This window comes from Pseudomonas sp. PDM20, assembly GCF_014852575.3.
Lineage (GTDB): Bacteria > Pseudomonadota > Gammaproteobacteria > Pseudomonadales > Pseudomonadaceae > Pseudomonas.
Genome location: NZ_CM181224.1, coordinates 1,874,692 through 1,891,460 on the forward strand (window position 1 = coordinate 1,874,692; position 16,769 = coordinate 1,891,460).

General features: G+C 66.4%; 17 protein-coding genes. 12 read left to right on the plus strand and 5 right to left on the minus strand.

Features of this window, described 5'->3' with window-relative positions; genetic code table 11:
- Positions 1-250 precede the first annotated feature (250 nt).
- Entirely contained in the window at positions 251-1,255 is a 1,005-nt protein-coding gene (gene gap, locus IB261_RS08885) for a type I glyceraldehyde-3-phosphate dehydrogenase (RefSeq protein ID WP_192382033.1), read from the minus strand.
- Between the two features lie 128 nt (positions 1,256-1,383).
- On the opposite strand from gap, the gene edd reads away from it, so the two are divergent.
- From edd to IB261_RS08935, 10 genes are all read left to right on the plus strand, one after another.
- Positions 1,384-3,210 carry a phosphogluconate dehydratase gene (edd, locus tag IB261_RS08890; RefSeq protein ID WP_081518031.1) on the plus strand — a complete coding sequence of 609 codons (1,827 nt, stop codon included), beginning with the start codon at positions 1,384-1,386 and terminating at the stop codon, positions 3,208-3,210.
- Positions 3,211-3,326: 116 nt separating this feature from the next.
- Positions 3,327-4,325 (plus strand): glucokinase, encoded by a 999-nt coding sequence (locus tag IB261_RS08895; protein WP_225605994.1) that lies wholly within the window; start codon positions 3,327-3,329, stop codon positions 4,323-4,325.
- A gap of 47 nt (positions 4,326-4,372) precedes the next feature.
- Entirely contained in the window at positions 4,373-5,107 is a 735-nt protein-coding gene (locus IB261_RS08900) for a response regulator (protein WP_081518033.1), read from the plus strand.
- A gap of 19 nt (positions 5,108-5,126) precedes the next feature.
- Positions 5,127-6,548 (plus strand): ATP-binding protein, encoded by a 1,422-nt coding sequence (locus IB261_RS08905; RefSeq protein WP_139791564.1) that lies wholly within the window; start codon positions 5,127-5,129, stop codon positions 6,546-6,548.
- Positions 6,549-6,712: 164 nt separating this feature from the next.
- A complete protein-coding gene (locus IB261_RS08910; protein ID WP_081518035.1) occupies positions 6,713-7,975 on the plus strand; it encodes an ABC transporter substrate-binding protein in 1,263 nt (420 codons plus the stop codon).
- A 102-nt stretch (positions 7,976-8,077) separates the two neighbouring features.
- Positions 8,078-9,004: a carbohydrate ABC transporter permease gene (locus IB261_RS08915; protein WP_192224989.1), complete on the plus strand. Its 927-nt coding sequence runs from the start codon at positions 8,078-8,080 to the stop codon at positions 9,002-9,004.
- Entirely contained in the window at positions 8,997-9,842 is an 846-nt protein-coding gene (locus IB261_RS08920) for a carbohydrate ABC transporter permease (RefSeq protein ID WP_192382035.1), read from the plus strand. The genes IB261_RS08915 and IB261_RS08920 overlap by 8 nt, the downstream gene beginning before the upstream one ends.
- Positions 9,843-9,853: 11 nt before the next feature.
- Positions 9,854-11,014, plus strand: a complete 1,161-nt coding sequence (locus IB261_RS08925) for an ABC transporter ATP-binding protein (protein WP_192382037.1) — start codon at positions 9,854-9,856, stop codon at positions 11,012-11,014.
- A 52-nt stretch (positions 11,015-11,066) separates the two neighbouring features.
- A complete protein-coding gene (locus IB261_RS08930) occupies positions 11,067-12,425 on the plus strand; it encodes a carbohydrate porin (RefSeq protein ID WP_192382039.1) in 1,359 nt (452 codons plus the stop codon).
- A 180-nt stretch (positions 12,426-12,605) separates the two neighbouring features.
- Positions 12,606-13,442, plus strand: a complete 837-nt coding sequence (locus tag IB261_RS08935) for a D-hexose-6-phosphate mutarotase (protein WP_081518040.1) — start codon at positions 12,606-12,608, stop codon at positions 13,440-13,442.
- A 161-nt stretch (positions 13,443-13,603) separates the two neighbouring features.
- On the opposite strand, the gene IB261_RS08940 is transcribed toward IB261_RS08935, so the two are convergent.
- From IB261_RS08940 to IB261_RS08950, 3 genes are all read right to left on the minus strand, one after another.
- Positions 13,604-13,732: a hypothetical protein gene (locus tag IB261_RS08940; protein WP_017516671.1), complete on the minus strand. Its 129-nt coding sequence runs from the start codon at positions 13,730-13,732 to the stop codon at positions 13,604-13,606.
- A gap of 74 nt (positions 13,733-13,806) precedes the next feature.
- Positions 13,807-13,995: a hypothetical protein gene (locus IB261_RS08945; protein ID WP_081518041.1), complete on the minus strand. Its 189-nt coding sequence runs from the start codon at positions 13,993-13,995 to the stop codon at positions 13,807-13,809.
- 21 nt (positions 13,996-14,016) lie between these two features.
- Positions 14,017-14,454 carry a hypothetical protein gene (locus IB261_RS08950; RefSeq protein ID WP_081518042.1) on the minus strand — a complete coding sequence of 146 codons (438 nt, stop codon included), beginning with the start codon at positions 14,452-14,454 and terminating at the stop codon, positions 14,017-14,019.
- Positions 14,455-14,660: 206 nt separating this feature from the next.
- On the opposite strand from IB261_RS08950, the gene IB261_RS08955 reads away from it, so the two are divergent.
- Positions 14,661-15,095, plus strand: a complete 435-nt coding sequence (locus IB261_RS08955; RefSeq protein ID WP_192382041.1) for a PGDYG domain-containing protein — start codon at positions 14,661-14,663, stop codon at positions 15,093-15,095.
- Between the two features lie 156 nt (positions 15,096-15,251).
- Complete coding sequence (locus tag IB261_RS08960; RefSeq protein ID WP_151186412.1) at positions 15,252-16,157, plus strand: YihY/virulence factor BrkB family protein; 906 nt, start codon at positions 15,252-15,254, stop codon at positions 16,155-16,157.
- On the opposite strand, the gene IB261_RS08965 is transcribed toward IB261_RS08960, so the two are convergent.
- Positions 16,154-16,705 carry a hypothetical protein gene (locus tag IB261_RS08965; protein WP_192382043.1) on the minus strand — a complete coding sequence of 184 codons (552 nt, stop codon included), beginning with the start codon at positions 16,703-16,705 and terminating at the stop codon, positions 16,154-16,156. The genes IB261_RS08960 and IB261_RS08965 overlap by 4 nt on opposite strands.
- Between the last annotated feature and the right edge of the window lie 64 nt (positions 16,706-16,769).

The following is a 16,769-nucleotide window of genomic DNA, read 5'->3' on the forward strand; positions in this document are numbered from 1 at the left end:
GAGGCGCCGTGCAGGGGTTTTCCCTCACCCCAGCCCTCTCCCGGAGGGAGAGGGAGCGGTCCCTACCGGCTGATGCCATGGTTTCAACCTGCTCCGATCCGGTCCCCTCTCCCTTCAGGGAGAGGGTTAGGGAGAGGGTGGTCAAAGGCGAATGCAGGAGTTACAGACGTAGGGCGAATAACCCGGAACGGGTTATCCGCCGCATCCTCCACGGCGGATAACGCTGGCGCGTTATGCGCCCTACAGAATGTCAGCCGCGTGCCGCAGCCATCGCCCGCGCCGTATCCAGCATGCGGTTGGAGAAGCCCCATTCGTTGTCGTACCAGGCCATCACCTTCACCAGCCGGCCATTCACCCGCGTGTGGCTGGCGTCGAAGATGGCCGAGCGCGGGTCGTGGTTGAAGTCCACCGAGACCAGCGGCTGGCGGTTGAAGCCGAGGATCGCCGAGCCTTCGCTGGCACGCTCCAGCAGCGCGTTGACCTCCTGCGCGCTGGTGTCGCGGGCGACCTGCAGCGTGAGGTCCACCAGCGACACGTTGATCACCGGCACCCGCACCGCCAGGCCCGTCAGCTTGCCCGCCAGTTCCGGCAGCACCAGGCCAACGGCTTCGGCGGCGCCGGTTCTGGTCGGGATCATCGACTGGGTGGCCGAGCGCGCGCGGTACGGGTCGCTGTGGTAGACGTCGGAAAGGTTCTGGTCGTTGGTATAGGCGTGGATGGTGGTCATCAGCCCGTGTTCGATGCCCAGCTCGCGGTGCAGCACCTGGGCCACCGGTGCCAGGCAGTTGGTGGTGCAGGAGGCGTTGGAGACTATGCGGTGCTCCGCGCGCAGGATGCCTTCGTTGACGCCGAACACCACGGTGGCGTCCACGTCCTGGCCGGGCGCGGAGATCAGCACCTGGCGCGCGCCGGCCTGCAGGTGCGCCGCAGCCTTGTCGCGGGAGGTGAAAAGGCCGGTGCACTCCAGCACGATATCCACCCCCAGGGCCTTCCACGGCAACTCGGCCGGATGGCGGATCGCCGTGACGGCAATGCGGTCGCCCTCTACCCTGAGGCTTTCGGCGTCGTGCTCGACGTGGCCGGCGAAGCGCCCATGCACGCTGTCGTACTGGAACAGGTGGGCGTTGATCGCGGCGTCGCCCAGGTCGTTGATCGCCACCACTTGCAGGTGCTGGCGGTAGGGGCCCGAGTAGAGCGCGCGGAGTACGTTCCGACCGATGCGGCCAAATCCGTTGATTGCCAGGCGTATAGTCATGAAGGTCGTCTCTTTTCTTTTGTTGTGGTAAAAACAATTAAATTTCCACGTTGATGAAAAGTAAACACCGAGTAATCAACGATAATGTTGTAAAAACAACAACCGATAGTCTGTAGGAGAATGCTGCCATGCACCCTCGTGTGCTTGAAGTCACCCAGCGCATCCAGGCCCGCAGCGCGGCCACGCGTCAGCGCTACCTCGATCTGGTCAAGGCAGCCGCCACCAAGGGTCCGCACCGCGGCACGCTGCCCTGCGGCAACCTCGCCCACGGCGTCGCGGCTTGTGGTGATTCCGACAAACAGGCGCTGCGGCTGATGAACCAGGCCAACGTCGCCATCGTCTCCGCCTATAACGACATGCTTTCCGCGCACCAGCCGCTGGAGCGCTTCCCGGAACTGATCAAGGACGCCCTGCGGCAGATCGGCTCGGTCGGCCAGTTCGCCGGCGGCGTGCCCGCCATGTGCGACGGCGTGACCCAGGGCGAGCCGGGGATGGAACTGTCCCTGGCCAGCCGCGACGTGATCGCCATGGGCACCGCCATCGCGCTGTCGCACAATATGTTCGACGCCGCGCTGTGCCTGGGCGTGTGCGACAAGATCGTCCCCGGCCTGCTGATCGGCTCGCTGCGCTTCGGCCACCTGCCGGTGGTGTTCGTGCCCGCCGGCCCTATGCCCACCGGCATCTCCAACAAGGAGAAGGCCGCGGTGCGCCAGCTGTTCGCCGAAGGCAAGGCCACCCGCGAGGAGCTGCTGGCCTCGGAGATGGCCTCCTACCACGCGCCGGGCACCTGCACCTTCTACGGCACCGCCAACACCAACCAGTTGCTGGTGGAAGTGATGGGCCTGCACCTGCCGGGCGCCTCCTTCGTCAACCCGAACACCCCGCTGCGCGACGAGCTGACCCGCGAAGCCGCGCGCCAGGCCGCGCGCCTGGCGCCGGAGAACGGCCAGTTCGTGCCCATGGCGGAGATCGTCGACGAGAAGGCCATGGTCAACTCGGTAGTGGCGCTGCTGGCCACCGGCGGCTCGACCAACCACACCCTGCACCTGCTGGCCATCGCCCAGGCCGCCGGCATCCAGCTGACCTGGCAGGACATGGCCGACCTCTCCGAAATCGTGCCGACCCTGGCGCGCATCTATCCCAACGGCCAGGCCGACATCAACCACTTCCAGGCGGCGGGCGGCATGTCCTTCCTGATCCGTCAGCTGCTCGACGGCGGCCTGCTGCATGAAGACGTGCAGACCGTGGTCGGCAAGGGCCTGCGTCGCTACATCCAGGAGCCTTTCCTCGACGACGGCAAGCTGGTCTGGCGCGAAGGCCCGGCGGCGAGCCTGGACGAGAACATCCTGCGCCCCATCGACAAGCCGTTCTCGGCCGAAGGCGGCCTGCGCCTGATGGAAGGCAACCTCGGGCGCGGCGTGATGAAGGTCTCCGCCGTGGCGCTGGAGCACCAGATCGTCGAAGCCCCGGTGCGCATCTTCCATGACCAGTCGAGTCTGGCTGCCGCCTTCAAGGCCGGCGAGCTGGAGCGAGACCTGGTGGCCGTGGTGCGCTTCCAGGGCCCGCGCGCCAATGGCATGCCGGAGCTGCACAAGCTCACGCCGTTCCTTGGCGTGCTGCAGGACCGTGGCTTCAAGGTGGCGCTGGTCACCGATGGGCGCATGTCCGGCGCTTCCGGCAAGGTGCCGGCGGCGATCCATGTGTCACCGGAGGCGCTCAACGGCGGCCCGCTGGCCAAACTGCGCGACGGCGATGTGGTGCGCGTCGACGGCACTACCGGCGAGCTGCGCGTGCTGGTGGATGCCGCGCAATGGGATGCCCGTCCGCTCGTGGAAACCCCCGCGCTGGATAACATGGGCATGGGCCGCGAGCTGTTCGCCTTCATGCGCAATGCCTTCAGTTCGGCCGAGCAGGGCGCCTGCAGCTTCACCGCCGAGCTCGACGGCTTGCGCTGAGACGCTCACCTGATGGAATCTTCTGCGCGGCGTTGACTGCCTGTCCGCCGCGCGGGAGAGCCTCCGGTGCTGTCCTACGCTGAATCTTTCCCCCCACTTCCAGGCCCGAGCCCACAATGATTTCCAACAACGCTCAGCCCGCCCCGAACGGCTTCGCCCTGGTCGGCGACATCGGCGGCACCAACGCCCGCTTCGCCCTGTGGCGCGGTGAAGTCCTCGAGTCCATCGAGGTTCTGGCCTGCGCCGACTACCCGCGCCCGGAAGATGCCGTGCGCGACTACCTGCAGCGCGTCGGCCAGCCGCTGTCGGCCGTCGACAACGTCTGCCTGGCCTGCGCCGGCCCCGTTGGCGCAGGCGACTTCAAGTTCACCAACAACCACTGGGTGATCAAACGCGACGCCTTCCGTGCCGAACTGGGCCTGAGTCACCTGCTGCTGGTGAACGACTTCAGCACCATGGCCTGGGCGGCTTCGCGTCTCTCCGAAGAACATCTGGTGCAGGTGCGCCCCGGCAAGGCACTGGAAGGCCGCGCCAAGCTGATCATCGGTCCGGGCACCGGCCTGGGTGTCGGCAGCCTGATGCCGCTGCCGGGTGGCGGCTGGGAAGTGCTGCCCTGCGAAGGCGGCCACGTCGACCTGCCGGTGACCTCCGAACGTGACTTCGCCCTCTGGCAACTGCTGCGCGAGAAGTACGGCCATGTCTCGGCCGAGCGCGTGCTCTCCGGCAGCGGCCTGGAAAACCTCTACCGCATGAGCTGTCAGCTCGATGGTGTGGAGCCGCAGTGCGCGACTGCCGCCGAGATCGGCGAACGCGCCATGGCCGGCGACGCCTATGCCGACGCGGTGCTGGAACAGTTCTTCGTCTGGCTGGCGCGCGTCGCCGGCAACGCCGTGCTGACGGTCGGTGCGCTGGGTGGCGTGTACATCACCGGCGGTATCGTCCCGCGCTTCCTCGAACGCTTCCAGCGCAGCGGCTTCGCCGAGGCCTTCCGCACCCGTGGCAAGACCAGCGGGCCGTACCTCGACCCGGTTCCGGTGTGGGTCATGACGGCGGATCATCCGGGCCTGTTCGGCGCGGGCGTGGCCCTGGAGCAGGCGCTGCGCAACGAAGGCTGACACCCCGCTTCATCCCTGAAGAACAACAAGAACAAAGGACGCCCGAAGTGAACCAGCCTGCCCGATCCATCCTGCTGGTGGACGACGACCAGGAAATCCGCGAGCTGCTGGAAACCTACCTCAGCCGTGCCGGCTTTCAGGTACGCAGCGTCGCCGATGGCGAGAGCTTCCGCCGGGCGCTGTGCGACGAGGACGCCGCCCTGGCGATCCTCGACGTGATGCTGCCCGACGAAGACGGCTTCAGTCTGTGCCGCTGGATTCGCTCGCACCAGCGCCATGCCTGCATGCCGGTGATCATGCTCACCGCCAGCTCCGACGAGGCCGACCGCGTGGTGGGGCTGGAACTGGGCGCCGACGACTACCTCGGCAAACCCTTCAGCCCCCGCGAACTGCTGGCGCGGATCAAGGCGCTGCTGCGCCGCGCGCAGTTCACCCAGGTGCGCGGCGGCGAAGTCATCGCCTTCGACGACTGGCGGCTGGATACCATCAGCCACCGACTGTTCCACGAGGACGGCGAGGAGCATTTCCTCAGCGGCGCCGACTTCGCCCTGCTCAAGCTGTTCCTCGACAATCCCCGGCAGATTCTCGACCGTGACACCATCGCCAGCGCTACCCGTGGCCGCGAGGTGATGCCGCTGGAGCGCATCGTCGACATGGCCGTGTCGCGCCTGCGCCAGCGTCTGCGCGACACCGAGAAACCGGCGCGGCTGATCCAGACCGTGCGCGGCAGCGGCTACCTGCTGGCCGCCCAGGTTCGCCCGCACCTCGCCGGCCATGAGTGAACGCCGCCGCTGGGCCCTGGTGCCGCGCTCGCTGCTCGGCCGCATGCTGCTGCTCACCCTGCTGGCGGTGCTGATCGCCCAGGGCCTGTCGAGCCTGTTCTGGATATCCCACCTGCGCACCAGCCAGCGCGACGGCCTGCTCACCAGCTCGCGCAGCCTGGCCTACTCCATGGCCGCCAGCGTCAGCTACTTTCGCTCGCTGCCCATCGGTTACCGTCCGCTGGTGCTCGACCAGCTGCGCAGCATGGGCGGTACGCGCTTCTTCGTCTCGCTCAACGAACGCCCGCTGAACCTGCGCGCGCTGCCGGACACCACCAACAAGCAGGCGGTGATCGACATCGTGCAGGACGTGCTGCACCAGAAGCTGGGCAAGGACGTCGAGCTGCAGGTGGAGTTTGTCAGCCCGGACGACTTGCGGCTGTTCAACGGCGAGCTGAAGCTGGAGGAACTGCCGCGTTCCTGGGCGCACTACGCGCTGACCCTGGAGCCGGTGAACCCACCGGTGCTGGTCACGCAGATCCGCATCGGCGAAAGCGAATGGCTGTACATCGCCAGCCTGATGCCGGCGCCCTACGTCACCCTGGAACCCGAAGGCCTGCCGCCGCAGCAGGTCATCTCCATCGTCTTCACCAGCCTCCTGCTGTTGCTGTTCACCGGCCTGCTGGTGCACTGGCAGAGCCGCCCGCTCAAGCGCCTGGCCCGCGCCGCCCGCGACATCGCCCTGGGCGGCGAGGAACAGCCGCTGGAGGAGAGCGGCGCGAGCGAGCTGGTGGAGGTCTCCCGCGCCTTCAACACCATGCGCGAGCGCATCGACCGCTACGTCAACGAACGCGCCCAGCTGTTCAGCGGCATCTCCCACGACCTGCGCACGCCGATCACCCGCCTGCGCCTGCGCGTGGAACTGCTGGAGGATGAACAGGCTCAGGACAAGTTCAGCCACGACCTCGACGAACTGGAGTTGCTGGTGAAGGGCGCGCTGCAATGCGTGAAGGACACCGACATCCACGAAAACGTCGAGTCGGTGGACCTCAACCAGTTGCTGCAATACGTCGCCGGGCCCTACATCGCCGACGGCCGTGTCGAGGTACTGGGCGCGGCGCTCGAGCCTTATCCGGGCAAGCCGCTGGCGCTCAAGCGCTGTATCGGCAACCTGCTGGACAACGCCCTGAAATACGGCGGCCGCGCCCAGCTGAGCATCGAGGATGATCCCGACGCGGTGGTCCTGCACGTCGACGACCAGGGCCCAGGCGTGCCGGAACAGCGCCTGGAGAAAGTCTTCGAACCGCGCTTCCGGTTGTCCGAACGCGGCCAGGGGTACGGCCTTGGCCTCGGTATCGCGCGCAACATCGCGCATACCCACGGCGGCGAAGTCACCTTGCAGAACCGCCGTGAGGGTGGGCTGCGGGTGACGTTGAGGCTGCCGCGGCTGGAAGTGGAGTAGGGCGCTTCGTGCTCCCGTCATCTTTCGCCATGAACATTCGCCCAATGTCACCGGCCGGTGACAATCAAAGATCGCTTCGTTACCCGGAGACCAGAATGCCTTGGATAGACTCGGACCATCGCAAGCGAAGACTTGCCTCCAATAACAAGAACAAGGTGCTCCCCATGAATGCGATCCGTCGCCTGTCGGCCGCCATCTGTCTTTCCTCCCTCTGTCTCTCCCCCCTGCTGGCCCACGCCGGTGAAGTCGAAGTGCTGCACTGGTGGACTTCCCCCGGTGAGAAGCGCGCCGCCGAAACCCTGAAGAAACTCGTCGAAGCCAAGGGGCACACCTGGAAGGACTTCGCCGTCGCCGGTGGCGGTGGTGAAGCGGCCATGACCGTGCTGAAGACCCGCGCCGTCTCCGGCAATCCGCCGGCCGCCGCGCAGATCAAGGGGCCGGACATCCAGGAGTGGGGCGAGCTGGGGCTGCTCGCCGACCTCAACGACGTCGCCGCCGAAGGCAAATGGGACCAGCTGCTGCCGCCGCAGGTGGCGCAGATAATGAAGTACAAGGGCGACTACGTGGCCGTGCCGGTCAACGTGCACCGGGTGAACTGGCTGTACATCAACCCGGAAGTTTTCAAGAAGGCCGGCGCCACGCCGCCGACCACCCTCGATGAATTCTTCGCCGCCGCCGACAAGCTCAAGGCTGCCGGCTTCACGGCGCTGGCCCACGGCAGCCAGCCCTGGCAGGACGGCACCCTGTTCGAGAACCTGGTGCTCAGCAAGATGGGCCCGGAGGGCTATCGCAAGGCCTTCGTCGAACTGGACAAGGAAACCCTCACCGGCGCGCCGATGGCCGACGTCTTCGCCGCGCTGAAGAAGCTGCACGGCTACGTTGACGCCGACGCCGCCGGCCGCGAGTGGAACGTCGCCACCGGCATGGTCATCAATGGCAAGGCCGGCATGCAGATCATGGGCGACTGGGCCAAGAGCGAGTTCACCGCCGCCGGCAAGGTGGCGGGCAAGGACTACCAGTGCCTGCCGTTCCCCGGCACGCAGAAGGCCTTCGACTACAACATCGACTCCCTGGTGATGTTCAAGCTGAGCAACGAGGAGAACCGCAAGGCCCAGGAAGACCTGGCGCGCGCGGTGCTCGACCCGTCCTTCCAGAAGGACTTCAGCCTGAACAAGGGCTCGATCCCGGTGCGCCTGGACGTCGACATGACGCCCTTCGACAGCTGCGCCCAGCAGTCGATGAAGGACTTCAAGGCAGCCTCCGCCAGCGGCAACCTGGTGCCAAGCATGGCCCACAGCATGGCCGCCTCCAGCTATGTGCAGGGCGCGATCTTCGACGTGGTCACCAACTTCTTCAACGACCCCGCCGCCGACCCGCAGAAGGCCGCGCAGCAACTGGGCGCCGCCATCCAGGCCGCCGCGCAGTAAGGCGCTCGCCGGCTCCGTCGCGGAGCCGGCCTCTCTCCCCAACTGAACGACTCCGGGCCGCCATGGCAGCCCGGGTGGGCTCACTCATCCTCGAGAAAGCAGATGGCGACCCGATCTCCGACTTTCACTCCCGCCGCCGCGCCCCGCGCTTCGCTGCTCGATGGCCTGCAGGCCTGGCTGCCGAAGCTGGTGCTGGCCCCGAGCATGCTCGTGGTGCTGGTCTGCGTTTACGGCTACATCGGCTGGACGCTGCTGCTGTCCTTCACCAACTCACGCTTCATGCCGGCCTACAGCTGGGCCGGGCTGACCCAGTACCTGCGCCTGTGGGACAATGACCGCTGGTGGGTGGCGAGCAAGAACCTGCTGCTGTTCGGCGGCCTGTTCATCGGCGTCTGCCTGGTGCTCGGGGTGTTCCTCGCGGTGCTGCTGGACCAGCGCATCCGTCGCGAAGGCTTCATCCGCACGGTGTACCTGTACCCCATGGCGCTGTCCATGATCGTCACCGGCACCGCCTGGAAGTGGCTGCTCAACCCCGGCCTGGGCCTGGACAAGCTGCTGCGCGACTGGGGCTGGACCGGCTTTCGCTTCGACTGGCTGGTGGACCCGGAACGGGTGGTCTACTGCCTGGTGATCGCCGCCGTGTGGCAGGCCTCGGGCTTCGTCATGGCGCTGTTCCTCGCCGGCCTGCGCGGGGTCGACCCGGCCATCGTGCGCGCCGCCCAGGTGGACGGTGCGAGCCTGCCAACCATCTACCTGCGCATCGTCCTGCCGAGCCTGCGCCCGGTGTTCTTCAGCGCACTGATGATCCTCGCGCACATCGCCATCAAGAGCTTCGACCTGGTCGCCGCGATGACCGCCGGCGGCCCCGGCTACTCCTCCGACCTGCCGGCGATGTTCATGTATGCCCACACCTTCACCCGTGGCCAGATGGGCCTGGGCGCGGCCAGCGCAATGCTGATGCTGGGCGCCGTGCTGGCCATCGTCGTGCCGTACCTGTACTCCGAACTGCGGGGCAAGCGCCATGCATGACTCGACCCTGAAACCGTCGTTCAGCCTGAGCCGCCTGGCGGTGCACGCGACCCTCTGGGGCGCCGTGGCGCTGTACGTGATCCCGCTGCTGGTGATGCTGCTGACCAGCTTCAAGTCGCCCGAGGACATCCGCAGCAGCAACCTGCTGGCGCTGCCGGATGTGTTCACCGCGATCGGCTGGGTGAAAGCCTGGGGCGCAGTGGGCGACTACTTCTGGAACTCGGTGAAGATCACCGTGCCGGGCGTGCTGATCTCCACCTTCATCGGCGCCATGAACGGCTACGTGCTGTCGATGTGGCGCTTCCGCGGTTCGCAGCTGTTCTTCGGCGCGCTGCTGTTCGGCTGCTTCCTGCCGTTCCAGGTGATCCTCCTGCCGATGTCCTTCACCCTCGGCAAGCTCGGCCTGGCCAACACCACCACCGGCCTGGTGATGGTGCACTGCATCTACGGCCTGGCCTTCACCACGCTGTTCTTCCGCAACTACTTCGTGGCGATCCCGGATGCGCTGGTGAAGGCCGCGCGCCTGGACGGCGCGGGGTTCTTCACCATTTTCCTACGCATTCTGATGCCGATGTCCACCCCCATCGTGATGGTCTGCCTGATCTGGCAGTTCACCCAGATCTGGAATGATTTCCTCTTCGGTGTGGTGTTCGCCAGTGGCGATGCGCAACCGATCACGGTGGCTCTGAACAACCTGGTGAACATCAGCACGGGCGTGAAGGAATACAACGTCGACATGGCGGCCGCGATGATCGCGGCGCTGCCCACGCTGGTGGTCTACGTACTGGCCGGCAAGTACTTCGTGCGCGGGCTCACTGCCGGCGCCGTCAAAGGTTGAGGTAAGCACCGATGTCCACCCTTGAACTGCACAACCTGCACAAGTCCTACGGCGCAGGCCTGGCGGACACCCTGAAGTCGATCAACCTGTCGATCGACTCGGGCGAGTTCCTGATCCTGGTCGGCCCTTCCGGCTGCGGCAAATCCACCCTGATGAACTGCATCGCCGGGCTGGAGAACGTCACCAGCGGCGCCATCCTGGTGGACGGCCAGGACATCAGCGGCATGAGCCCGAAGGACCGCGACATCGCCATGGTGTTCCAGTCCTACGCGCTGTACCCGACCATGAGCGTGCGCGAGAACATCGCCTTCGGCCTGAGGATCCGCAAGCTGCCGAAAACCGAGATCGACGCCGAGGTGGCTCGCGTGGCCAAGCTCTTGCAGATCGAGCACCTGCTCGAACGCAAGCCCTCGCAGCTTTCCGGCGGCCAGCAGCAGCGCGTGGCCATGGGCCGGGCGCTGGCGCGGCGGCCGAAGATCTACCTGTTCGACGAACCGCTGTCGAACCTCGACGCCAAGCTGCGCGTGGAGATGCGCACCGAGATCAAGCTGATGCACCAGCGCCTGAAGACCACCACGGTGTACGTGACCCATGACCAGATCGAGGCCATGACCCTGGGTGACAAGGTGGCGGTGATGAAGGACGGCATCGTCCAGCAATTCGGCACACCGCAGCAGATCTACAACGACCCGGCGAACCTGTTCGTCGCCAGCTTCATCGGTTCGCCGCCGATGAACTTCATCCCGCTCAAGGTCCAGCAGCAGGGCGGCCGGCTGGTCGGCCTGCTGGACAGCGGCCAGGACCGCTGCGAGCTGCCGCTGCAACTGGAGGCCGGGCTGATCGAGGGCCGCGAGCTGATCCTCGGCGTGCGCCCGGAACAGGTGCAGCTGGCCAGCGATGGCGCCAACGGTCCCAGCGACCTGCGCGCCGAGGTCGAGGTGGTCGAGCCCACCGGCCCGGACACCCTGGCGTTCGTCACGCTCAATGGCGCCAAGGTCTGCTGCCGCCTCGCGCCGGACCAGGCGCCCCAGCCGGGCTCGTCACTGCAGCTGCGCTTCGATCCTTCCCGCGCGCTGCTGTTCGACGCGCAGAGCGGCGAGCGCCTGCGCGCCGAGCCGCGCGGCGACGGCGCGAACAAGGTGACGCCGCTGGCCCGCCAGAAGCATTCCTGAAACACCCCTGCCTGTAACTACGCTAGAAACCAAGACAACGAGGACGCTGGAGATGCACAAGAACAACAAGAACCGGCCTGCAGCACGAACCCTGGGCTGCCTGCTCGCACTGGGTTGCGCGGGCAACGTCGCGCATGCCGCCGATGCCTTCTCATCCGAGTCCAAGTGGGGCCTGGGTGACTGGGGCGGCAAGCGCACCGAGCTGCTGGAGAAGGGCTACGACTTCAAGCTCGACTACGTCGGCGAGGCCGCCAGCAACCTGGGCGGCGGCTACGACCAGCACACCACGGCGCGCTACTCCGACCAGTTCGCCCTCGGCACCCACCTGGACCTGCAGAAGATCCTCGGCTGGGACGCCACCGAGTTCCAGCTGACGGTCACCGAGCGTAGCGGCCGCAACCTCTCCAACGACCGCATCAGCGACCCGCGCGCCGGGCAGTTCAGCTCGGTGCAGGAAGTCTGGGGCCGTGGCCAGACCTGGCGCCTGACGCAGATGTGGATCAAGCAGCAGTACTTCGATGGCGCGCTGGACGTGAAAGTCGGCCGCTTCGGCGAGGGCGAGGACTTCAACAGCTTCCCCTGCGACTTCCAGAACCTGGCCTTCTGCGGCTCGCAGGTGGGCAACTGGGTCGGCGGTATCTGGTACAACTGGCCGGTCAGCCAGTGGGCGGCCCGCGTGAAGTGGAACTTCAACGACGAGTGGTACGCCCAGGTCGGCGCGTACAACCAGAACCCGTCGAACCTGGAAACCGGCAACGGCTTCAAGCTCAACGGCAGCGGCACCAAGGGCACCATCCTGCCGGTGGAGCTGGTGTGGATGCCCAAGGTCGGCGCCCAGCAACTGCCCGGCGAATACCGCCTGGGCTACTACTACAGCACTGCCGAGGCCGACGACGTGTACGACGACGTCAACGGCAACCCGCAGGCGCTCACCGGCGAGCCGGCCAAGACCCACAGCGGCAAGCACGGCTGGTGGGTGGTGGCGCAGCAGCAGGTCACCGCCCATGACGGCGACACCTCGCGCGGCCTGAGCCTGTTCGCCAACTTCACCGTGCACGACAAGGCCACCAACACCGTCGACAACTACCAGCAGCTCGGCGTGGTCTACAAAGGCCCGTTCGACGCGCGGCCCAAGGATGACATCGGCTTTGGCGTGGCGCGCATCCACGTCAACGACGACGTGCAGGATCGCCAGCGCCTGGTGAACCAGGTCAACGGCGTCGACGACTACGACAACCCGCTGTACCAGCCCATCCAGGACACCGAGTACAACGCCGAGCTGTACTACGGCGTGCATGTGACCAATTGGCTCACCGTGCGGCCGAACCTGCAGTACATCCGCCACCCGGGCGGCGTGGACGAGGTCAACAACGCCGTGGTGGCCGGCCTGAAGATCCAGTCCAGCTTCTGATTGCTCCCTGGTGCGAACCTGGCCCGTCCTTGCGACGGGCCTTTTTTCATTGGCGCGGGCGCTGCGCGTGACTAGGCTTTGCGGTTAGAATCGCCGCCTTTTCTGTAAGATGTAGTGAAACTACAGAGATCTTCACGCCCCGGAATGTCCGGGCAGGGATTGGATCAGGACATCCGGACAATGCTCGAGCATCCGCTGCAGCGCTTTTTTCATTCCATGCGGGGCAAGCGCCCCTTCGACTGGGTGCGCTTCCAGCGTCGCGACCTGCTGCTCATCGATCACCCGCAGTGCCAGGCGGTGTTCAGCCGCCAGGGCGCGCAACTGCTGCACTTCCAGCCGCGCGGCGCGCGCCCGCTGCTGTGGTGTTCGAGCCAGTGGCCGAGCCTGAGCACGGCGCCGATCCGCGGTGGTATTCCGGTCTGCTGGCCCTGGTTCGGCAGCCACCCGGTGGAAGCCGACTGGCCGCAGCACGGCTGGGCGCGCCAGCGCGAGTGGCGCATGCTCGATGCCTGGGCCGACGACAGCAAGGTGGTGGTCAGCTGGCAGCTGGATATCGAGGACTGGCACGTGCGCCTGGAAGCGCGCCTGGGCCAGGACCTGGACATCGAACTCTCCAGCTACCACGAGGATGACAGCGACTGTCTCTTCAGCTTCGCCCTGCAGCCTTACTGGCGCGTGGGTTCGTTGCGCCGCTCGGTGGTCCATGGGATGGAGCTGGACGGCAAGGCCAGCGGCCTGCCCAACACCTGGGCTCCCCGTGGCGCGGTCAAGCAGGTGCTCTACAACACCGGTTCCCTGGTGCTGGAGGATGCCGGCTGGCAGCGGCGCCTGCGCATCGACAAGAACACCAGCGCCGGCAGTGTCATCTGGCACCCCGGCAGCCGCGCGGTGGAGCAGGTGGAGCCGGGTGAAGCGGAGCGCTTCCTGTGCATCGGCGCCGCCGGCTATCGCGCCGGCGGGCTGATTCTCGCCCAGGGCGAGCGGATGCTGCTGAATCTGCGCGCGGGATTGATCTGATCAGGATTGGTGTCGCGCCCCCTACCTGGGGAGCGTAGGAACACACTTGTAGGAGCGGGCCATGCCCGCGATCGCGCGCATGGCGCGCTCCTGCAGAGTCTCGGGGAGAGAGGTGAGCGGACAGCCTCACCGAGGCCATCCGCAGGACGAGGGGCGCGCCCTCAGGACGGTTGCTGCGGAGTACCCAGCAGCGACTTGCCGGTTTTCTTCTGCCGCTTGGCCATGCGTTTTTCGTGCGCGGTTTTCAGCGGCTTCTTCTTCGCCTGTTTCTTCGCGTCGAGACCTTTCACGAGCCTGTCCTCCAACGGGACGCCCTCGGGCCGAGAGCTGACTGCTTCAGCATAGTCCCGTGGCAGGCGGCTGTTCAGCCGGCGGTCAGGCGCTCCAGCTCGCGGCGCACCATGTTGGCGTAGTGCGGCGGGCTCAGCCGGTACAGCTCGCCGGCCACCCAGGGCAGCCAGCGGGCGCCGAGCTGGTCGCGTTCGGCCAGCAGGCGCCGGGCTTCGGCTTCGGCGCGCTGGGCGTTTTCCTGGTGGTAGTCGGCACGGCTCATCGGCGGTTCTTCGGTGCAACGTCAGGTCTTGGCGCAGCTCAGGGTCTGCGGATCAATGGTGATGCTGGCCAGCGGCTTGGCGTCGCTGCCGGCGTACTCGTGGGTGACGCTCAGGTGGTGCTCGCGGAAGCGCTGCAGCAGGTCGGGCTGCTCGCAGGTGGTGCCTTCGAGCTGCTTCTTCAGCCCGTTCTCGAACTTGGCGCGGGCACCCAGGTCCATGGCGTCCAGGCGCAGGTTGGAGATGGCGTAGCGGTAATACAGCATCTTCTTCGCCGGGTCGAGCTGCACGCTGTTGAGGGTGGTCACCTTGTCTACCTGGCGTGGCAGGTTGGACTTGGTCACCTGGTCGAAATAGTCCGCCGATTCCTTGAGGAATTTCGCTTCTTCGGGAGTGTCTTCGGCGTGGACGGCAAGGCTGGTGAGCAACAGGAAGGGCAGGGCGAGACGGGCAAACGGCATGGGAGATTCCTGTACGGCTGATGGGGTTGGCTCAGTAGGTGCGACCGCCGGAAAGCGGGCTGGGTTCGGCCGGGAGTGTCGTGACGGCACGCATGGTCAGTGAGTGTAGAGCACCACCAGCGGCTGGCTTCTCGCAGGGCGATTCTTTTGCGAGTAGGCTTGCCCCCGTTCTCCCCCCACCTTTTCCGCAGGTCCGCAGTCCCGCCATGATCGAACTGACCCAGGTCGACCTCCGCACCGATCCCGCCGCGCAGCGCGTGGTGAAGGACGAAACCGTCACCGTCGAATTCGCTGCGGTGCCCGGCGAATTGATGAGCCTCGAAGGCCCGAACCGTTATGCCGTCGGCGACGCGATCATCAGCGGCGCGACCGGCGAGCGCTGGGTCGTTTCCCGCGAGCGCTTCGATCCGAAATACCGGCCCGCCGACGCCGCGCTCACCCACGGCGAGCCGGGTGCCTACCGCAACATCCCCAGTCCGGTGCTGGCCCGGCGCATGGACGAACCCTTCACCCTGCTGCGCTCGGCCGGTGGCGACCGCCTCACCGGTGCCGCTGGCGACTGGGTCATGCAATACGCCCCCGGCGACTACGGCGTGGTGAAGGCCGAGCGCTTCGCCAAGGTCTATCTCCTGGCCGACTGAAACCGTCCCCGCACTGGCTTCCACGCCCCGCCAGCGGCTATGGTCTGTGCTGGCGGGCGCTCTGCGTCGCGCTTTTGTTGCAACTTTGCCGGCGTTGCGCAGGTCCACCCTGCAGCCCGCTGGCGAGCGGGACGCTCATCGGGAGGACGGTGCGGGATGCGATTCATGGACATGCGCGGGCTCAGTCTGGGGCCCTGGAAGCTGATCAGCCTGACGGTGAAGGAGTTCCTCGACGACGAGATGCCCACCTATGCCGCCGCGCTGGCGTACCAGGGGCTGTTCTCGCTGTTTCCCTTCCTGCTGTTCCTTATCGCGCTGCTGGGCTTCCTGCACCTGCCGGAGTTCTTCGACTTCCTCCGCCAGCAGGCCGACTACGTGCTGCCGGCGCAGGCGCTGGATCAGGTCAACCCGGTCATCGACCAGTTGCAGCAGCGCCAGGGCGGGCTGCTGTCCATCGGTATCGTGGTGGCGCTGTGGTCGTCCTCGGCGGCGGTGCGTTCGCTGATGATCGCGCTCAACGCCGCCTACGACGTGCGCGAAGCACGCCCGGCGTGGAAGCGCATCCCGCTGTCGCTGTTCTACACCTTCGGCCTGGTGGCCATGCTGATGCTGATCGCCGCGCTGATGATCCTCGGGCCCCAGGTGATGGGCTGGATCGCCGCCAAGGTGGGCCTGGAGGACTTCGTGGTGATCCTCTGGAGCATCCTGCGCTGGCCGGTGATCGTGCTGCTGATGATGATGGCGGTGGCGATCATCTACTACGTCACGCCCAACGTGCAGCAGAAATTCCGCTTTATCACCCCCGGTTCGGTGCTCGCCGTGGTGCTGTGGATTTCCGCGTCGCTGGGGTTCGGTTACTACGTGAAGAACTTCGCCGACTACAACGCCATGTACGGCAGCGTCGGGGCGATCATCGTGCTGCTGCTGTACTTCTACATTTCGTCTGCGGTGCTGCTGCTGGGCGCGGAACTCAATGCGGTGATCGAGCACCATCTGCCCCACGGCAAGGACGAGGGCGAGAAGACCTTCGAGCAGGCCGCTCCGGCGCCCGATGAGGGCTAGGGCTGGGCCGGCTGGTCGGCGACGGCGGGTGGTTCGCTGAGCAGTGAGTTGACCAGTGCGGTGGCCTTCTCGAACGATGGGTAGCCGCTCCTGGCGACGTCCAGGTTGCCGTAGTCCTCAAGATACTGCCGGGCCTTGGCCGGGTCGGCCTGCTCGACCAGGAAGGGCTCGGACCAGATCTTGTAGAGCAGCGCCACGGCGTAGGGCTGGCCGGCGTCGGCGGCCTTCTCCAGCAGCGGCAGCACCTCGTCCACCTGCGGGCCTTCCTTGATCTTCAGCAGCGCCAGGTAGAAGCTCGCCTCGCCGCGCACGTCCTTTTCCATGGAACGGGCGAGCAGCGCCTCGGCCAGCTCGTAGTTGGCCAGGTCGCCGCTGGCGATCAGCAGCTTCGCCTGCAGCATGTCGTTCTGGTAGAGCAGGTGCTCCTGCCGGCAGGCCTCGCCGCTCAGTGGCTCGTCGCAGGGGTTGCTGGCGTTCGTCGAGCAACCGGCGAGCAGCAGCGGCAGGGCCAGGGCGGCCAGCAGGTAAGGTATGTGTTGCTTGCCCATGCAAGTCCCTCGGGAGCGGGTGTCAGGGTTCGACCGGTCGGTGGGCGCGCCGGTTCTGCTCATT

Excerpts from the sequence above, each read along its gene's own strand:
- edd (WP_081518031.1), top strand. The coding sequence starts at position 1,384 with ATGCACCCTCGTGTGCTTGAAGTCACCCAGCGCATCCAGGCCCGCAGC.
- IB261_RS08920 (WP_192382035.1), top strand. The coding sequence starts at position 8,997 with ATGCATGACTCGACCCTGAAACCGTCGTTCAGCCTGAGCCGCCTGGCG.
- IB261_RS08910 (WP_081518035.1), top strand. The coding sequence starts at position 6,713 with ATGAATGCGATCCGTCGCCTGTCGGCCGCCATCTGTCTTTCCTCCCTC.
- IB261_RS08925 (WP_192382037.1), top strand. The coding sequence starts at position 9,854 with ATGTCCACCCTTGAACTGCACAACCTGCACAAGTCCTACGGCGCAGGC.
- IB261_RS08950 (WP_081518042.1), bottom strand. The coding sequence starts at position 14,454 with ATGCCGTTTGCCCGTCTCGCCCTGCCCTTCCTGTTGCTCACCAGCCTT.
- IB261_RS08895 (WP_225605994.1), top strand. The coding sequence starts at position 3,327 with ATGATTTCCAACAACGCTCAGCCCGCCCCGAACGGCTTCGCCCTGGTC.
- IB261_RS08935 (WP_081518040.1), top strand. The coding sequence starts at position 12,606 with ATGCTCGAGCATCCGCTGCAGCGCTTTTTTCATTCCATGCGGGGCAAG.
- IB261_RS08960 (WP_151186412.1), top strand. The coding sequence starts at position 15,252 with ATGCGATTCATGGACATGCGCGGGCTCAGTCTGGGGCCCTGGAAGCTG.
- IB261_RS08915 (WP_192224989.1), top strand. The coding sequence starts at position 8,078 with ATGGCGACCCGATCTCCGACTTTCACTCCCGCCGCCGCGCCCCGCGCT.
- IB261_RS08955 (WP_192382041.1), top strand. The coding sequence starts at position 14,661 with ATGATCGAACTGACCCAGGTCGACCTCCGCACCGATCCCGCCGCGCAG.
- gap (WP_192382033.1), bottom strand. The coding sequence starts at position 1,255 with ATGACTATACGCCTGGCAATCAACGGATTTGGCCGCATCGGTCGGAAC.
- IB261_RS08965 (WP_192382043.1), bottom strand. The coding sequence starts at position 16,705 with ATGGGCAAGCAACACATACCTTACCTGCTGGCCGCCCTGGCCCTGCCG.
- IB261_RS08945 (WP_081518041.1), bottom strand. The coding sequence starts at position 13,995 with ATGAGCCGTGCCGACTACCACCAGGAAAACGCCCAGCGCGCCGAAGCC.
- IB261_RS08930 (WP_192382039.1), top strand. The coding sequence starts at position 11,067 with ATGCACAAGAACAACAAGAACCGGCCTGCAGCACGAACCCTGGGCTGC.